Source organism: Sphingobacterium shayense, assembly GCF_013179575.1.
GTDB classification, from domain to species: Bacteria; Bacteroidota; Bacteroidia; order Sphingobacteriales; family Sphingobacteriaceae; genus Sphingobacterium; species Sphingobacterium shayense.
Genome location: NZ_JABMCQ010000225.1, coordinates 1 through 4,924 on the forward strand (window position 1 = coordinate 1; position 4,924 = coordinate 4,924).

The 4,924-nt window shown below is 37.6% G+C and carries 5 protein-coding genes; all 5 read right to left on the reverse strand.

The annotated features are described in order from the left end of the window. Window positions 1-28 precede the first annotated feature (28 nt). Window positions 29-886 (reverse strand): alpha-1,2-fucosyltransferase, encoded by an 858-nt coding sequence (locus HP439_RS17640; protein WP_172391650.1) that lies wholly within the window; start codon window positions 884-886, stop codon window positions 29-31. A 14-nt stretch (window positions 887-900) separates the two neighbouring features. After that, window positions 901-1,905: a glycosyltransferase family 2 protein gene (locus HP439_RS17645; protein ID WP_172391651.1), complete on the reverse strand. Its 1,005-nt coding sequence runs from the start codon at window positions 1,903-1,905 to the stop codon at window positions 901-903. 5 nt (window positions 1,906-1,910) lie between these two features. Then, a complete protein-coding gene (locus tag HP439_RS17650) occupies window positions 1,911-3,086 on the reverse strand; it encodes a glycosyltransferase family 4 protein (protein ID WP_172391652.1) in 1,176 nt (391 codons plus the stop codon). A gap of 9 nt (window positions 3,087-3,095) precedes the next feature. Further along, window positions 3,096-4,118, reverse strand: a complete 1,023-nt coding sequence (locus HP439_RS17655) for a glycosyltransferase (protein ID WP_172391653.1) — start codon at window positions 4,116-4,118, stop codon at window positions 3,096-3,098. A gap of 32 nt (window positions 4,119-4,150) precedes the next feature. Then, on the reverse strand, window positions 4,151-4,924 hold a 774-nt coding region (locus HP439_RS17660), incomplete at its 5' end, for a glycosyltransferase family 2 protein (RefSeq protein WP_172391654.1).

Sequence of the window (4,924 nt, forward strand, 5' to 3'; positions counted from 1 at the left end):
GGCATCTAACTATGATGCTAAAAGTAGGTCACAATCTGACAAAGGATGGTAATAACAAACCATCCCAATTAGTTGAGGTGTCTTTTTTCCATTTATCAGGTGCCACAACAATTTTATTTTTTCGCTCGTTAAGCCACGCCCCCCACCAGCTAAAGGTGCTGTTTGAGATAATAATGTGATTACACAGGCTAATCAGGTGCATATCTCTAAAACTGTTGTCGCCACGATTCCAATCTACATAAATAGCATCTAAATGGTTAAAGTTTTGTCGGCACCATTCAAGGTCGTCGGAAAAAAATAGATAAAGTGGATTTTTTACCATATTATTCATATAACCGATGCTTCTTTCATAATACCCTGCGTCACATATATCTTTAAATAAAGGTTCAGAAAGATAATCCCCCCGTCGAACATGAATTGCAACGGTTTCTCGTTCCGTAATTAATTCTAACAATTTTTGATTTCTTGAATCAGTTATCTTTGGAAATTTTAAATGCGCTCGAAGCTGATCTTCTACAAGGTTGAGATAGCTGATATGTTGCCAATAACCCCAATAGTAACGACTTTTTTGCTCTTTAAATATTGTCGCATCAAAAGCAAACTGCTGATCTTCCTGATGATATGCGTTTTTGGTTCCCGCCAGACGGCGTGCTTTTCGCCAAATCCATTTTCTATCAGTAGTATCGTGGAGTTTTATCTCGAATATATTCGCTTCTGATAGATCCAATCCAAATATTTTTTTTAGTTCGAATCCGTTGTGGAGCGTGTATGTTTGGAAGTCAGTAAGGTCTGCTTTTACCGTGGCGAATTTCTTTTCCAGACAAAGATAAAAAGCATATTGAAATAACTGATTGCCAAGACCCCCTAAAAACTTAACTATTTTCATTGTAGAAAAATTTGTTAGTTGAAAATTGATTTGATAGACCGCTTGAACGCACGTCGTAACTGCTTTGTTTCCAAGTGTTTTCTGTTGAAATAAGGAGCGTTAAAAAGCTGATACAGGGCATCACGTTTCGTTTTATATAACACGGCTTCGTACCATAGGTCAAAAAGTATTTTTTCAAATACTTCTTTGGGATATAGTTGAAGGTTTCTATTATTTTGAATCAACAGATTGAAAAAAGCATGATAATCCGAGATACTAATACCTGTTTTCGAGGGATGTTCGATGAGCATTTCAATATATTCAGGTTTTCCACTAATATTTAATGCTTCTAATTGCAAAATTGTTATCGAACATCTATGGACCGCTTGCTTTTCAGCATGTATCTGTGAGACATTTGTATCGTGTGTCCGATATTCAACTAATGGAGTTCCTAAATTGTCGATTACGTTTTTGCGTGAAATCCTAATCATCAAATCATAGTCCTCAGCGAAAGGAAACATCCCGTAGCCTCCAACATCCCGGAAAACCTCAGTTTTCATCATGACCGATGAGTGTATAAAAGTGTTAAAGAATAACAATTTGCACATTACCAAGTCAGGACCAATTGGGACCTCTAATAGTCTCCCATTGCGCTTCGAGTCTTTGCCTAAATGATAGGCTTGTGTGCCCAATAAGGCAAGATCAGGGCGCGACAAGAACTCTTTTACCTGAACCTGCAATCTGTCTGGGAGTGCAATATCGTCACTGTCGAGGATGGCAAGAAATTTACCCTTTGCTTCTGATAAGGCAATATTTCTACTAAAGACAAGTCCTTTATTGTTTTCATTTCTGATAACCCGGATGCGCGGATCGTTAAAACGAGCAATTATATTAAATGTGTCATCGGTAGATCCATCGTCAACGATAATAAGTTCAAAGTCTGTATAAGTTTGGTTTAATACGCTTTGGATCGATTCTTCAATATATCGTCCGGCATTATATGCTGTCATAAATACAGTAACCGTAGGCCTTGTAATCATGTCAATTAATTGATGTTTAATATAAGTTTCCGGTAGTTTTCATGGAACTTAGACTCCGAAAATTTGGATTTAACTAAAGAGTAACCGTTGTTTACAAAAAGTTGTAAATCATATTCTTTGTTTGAGATTTCTTCTAGTTTAGTTAAAAATCCGTTAATAATCTCATTTTGGTCCCTATAATTAGGTACAATGAAACCAGTTTTCGTTTCGATGTTTATGTCTTCATATATTTCTCCTACGTCCGTTGTTATAGGGATGACCCCATAACTAAGCCCTTCGAGTATGACCATCGGGAAACCTTCGAAGATTGAAGTGATAAAAATGAAATGGGCTTTTTTGTAATATTTATTAAGCTCGTCGACGTCGGTAATCTTTCCGATAATTTTTAAATTATTTGGTTTTTCTTTTTCAAATATTTCAAAGTCTCCAATCATCTGAAACTCGAATGGAAGATTTTTTGCTAGAGCTTCTCTGGCTATTTGTAAGTATAATTCGGGTCTCTTTTCATAACTGTTTCTAGCAATAAAAAGCACAATCATCTTATCCGTGTATTGCTTCTTCGCTGGAGGATCTGCCGGTACATTTATACCGTTGGGGATTATTTCTATTTTCGACAATTCTTGCAGAGGGATCCCGTTTTTATGGTAAAATTCTTTGATTTTAATTTGGTGGTTTTTTCCTAGCAAAACTCTACGGTGAAGTTGTTCCGTATATGGCAGGGCGTAATTTTCAATAGATAGGGGCAGATGACTTAGATCCGTATGTAAAAGATCAATTTTGACGCAATCAGGTTTTAAGTAAGGAAAAAGATCGAAGAAAAATTCAGAATTGCTTCCGAAAAGTATTGGATTTTCTATTTTGTTAATCTTTGCTGCAACTTTTTTTGCCATTTTTTTTCGAAAACTTCTTTTCCAACCCCATCGGAGTAAATTTATAGTCGTTGCGTAGGATCGATATTCGCTCAAGAGGTCATCGTTGTCCGAGAAGTCTGTAAAAATACATACCGGATTTTTATCTGACACGCTTCTTATAATATTTAAATGAACTCTTTCGGCCCCGCCAGTCTGAAAGCGAGGAAAGAAAAAAACGATATTGGATTCGATGCTGCTTACCTTCCTCATTATATATGGATATGAGATGAGGGCACGTATCGTTTCTTTCCATTTTATAACGTTATTCATGCTTCCAAATTAATCGTTTTTTGGTAATAGCGGATCTGAAACAAAGCTATTGACATCTTTAATTAGAGGGGTATTGTGCTTAGAAGTTGGGAAAAGTATCCCCAACAACATTTTTTGTCTTGCTTTTTTTTGGCCAGATTGCACGACAGCGCGTATTGTTGTTAGTATTTTTAAGCGGAGTTTCTGCAGAGCTGTGGTATACTTATTAGAGTATGCTTTTGTTGCCATATAATATGCGTCAATCACCTGAAACGAATTTTCAATATTCAAATTCAATTTGCGCCAATATTCTATACTTAGACGGTCGTTTGGAACATAATGCTGTAATACTAATTCAGGGTAAAAATACAGCCTAAAGCCACGTAGAATTAGTCTTAAACAGTATTCTGTATCTTCAGCAACAAGAATGTTTTGCTCCGAGTGATTGACTAAAAAAGATGGGTATTTCTGATAAAACGCTAAGTAGAGATCTGTCCGGGATACCATCCCTGCACCCCAAAGGTGTTTGCGGATTGTGACGTCTCCTTTTGTTCCTTGTTCTCCAATAGCATACCTCTCGGCATTCCTTGTGAGCCATTTAGGAATAGTAGGAGTAGGCTGCTCAAATAAAGCCTCCGTCTTACTACCAATTGCGCCAATGTGTGGTTGTCTGTGAATTAACTCGAACGCAATTCTAACATAATCGGGGTGGAGTATATTATCATCATCTACGATTATGAAGTACCTATATTTTGCGATTTTAAGGGCCTCGGTTAGAGCGAAATATTTACCAGGTCTTGATTCTGACAAGCGGGTAAAGGGGATCTTCTGATTCCCTGGGTTGTTATCCCAGGCAAGACGAGCAATAGTTTCAGAATTATCTGTGGAGTTATTATCGACAAATATAATTTCCCAAGGGATCGATCCTGGAACGCGCTGTTCTGCTAGTCCTTCTATCGATTTAGGGAGTTTATGTGCTCCATTATAGGTGCATAAGACGACCGAAACTCCGGGTATTAATGTGTTTATATTTTGCGATTCTATGCCACTCAAAGTTCAAGTATAAGTTAGATAGCAAATTTGCGTTAGACAGCAACCTCGTGAAACCCAGGGGAACGATGCCACATTTTGTTCTGAACGGTTTCTCGGTAAATTAATTCGTTGGGTTTAAAGTTGGCACGAGACGATAAAGGATGAAAGATATGAAAACCAACTGCGGCCCATTTTAGTCGCTTCTTTTTTACTCCAGAATTTATGAGCCGTTCCGCAAATTCATAATCTTCCCATCCCCAGCCGGTGAATCCATTGAAGTAGCCGTTAATGCGAACGTAATCGTCCAGCCAAAAAGCAAGGTTACATCCTTTCACATTATGCGAACTGCAGGGGTCAGTTTTGAAAAGACCAGAAAGCAAAGGGAACCGGATAGCGTTAAAACGTGTCGTCATCCCGTTAGTTAGGCAGTTGAATTTCAGCCTCTTGTTTTCGAGTACATTTTTGGTTAACTCTTCGCCGATCATAGCTCTGCTACCTTGTACGAAGAAGCCTTTTTCTGCTGCAGCAATATGATCTTTGATAAAGTGTCTATGTAAAATAATATCACCATCGATTTCAATTATATAATCCGATGTACATATTTTTAATGCCTTATTTAGAATGAGCGTTTTCTGAAAACCATTATCTTCATGCCATACATGTTCTAACGGTAAGTGGTTTTTAAACGTTTCAATAAGATCTGCGGTATCCTGACGCGAACCGTCGTCTGCTATGATGATTTGCTCAGGTAGAATACTTTGTTTTGCCACGCTCAAAAGCACAAGTTCTAATGCTGCGGGCCAATTATAAGTAGAAATTATTAAACT

Bases quoted from the DNA above. Each gene is read 5' to 3' on its own strand.
- HP439_RS17640 (WP_172391650.1), bottom strand. From the start codon at position 886: ATGAAAATAGTTAAGTTTTTAGGGGGTCTTGGCAATCAGTTATTTCAA.
- HP439_RS17650 (WP_172391652.1), bottom strand. From the start codon at position 3,086: ATGAATAACGTTATAAAATGGAAAGAAACGATACGTGCCCTCATCTCA.
- HP439_RS17645 (WP_172391651.1), bottom strand. From the start codon at position 1,905: ATGATTACAAGGCCTACGGTTACTGTATTTATGACAGCATATAATGCC.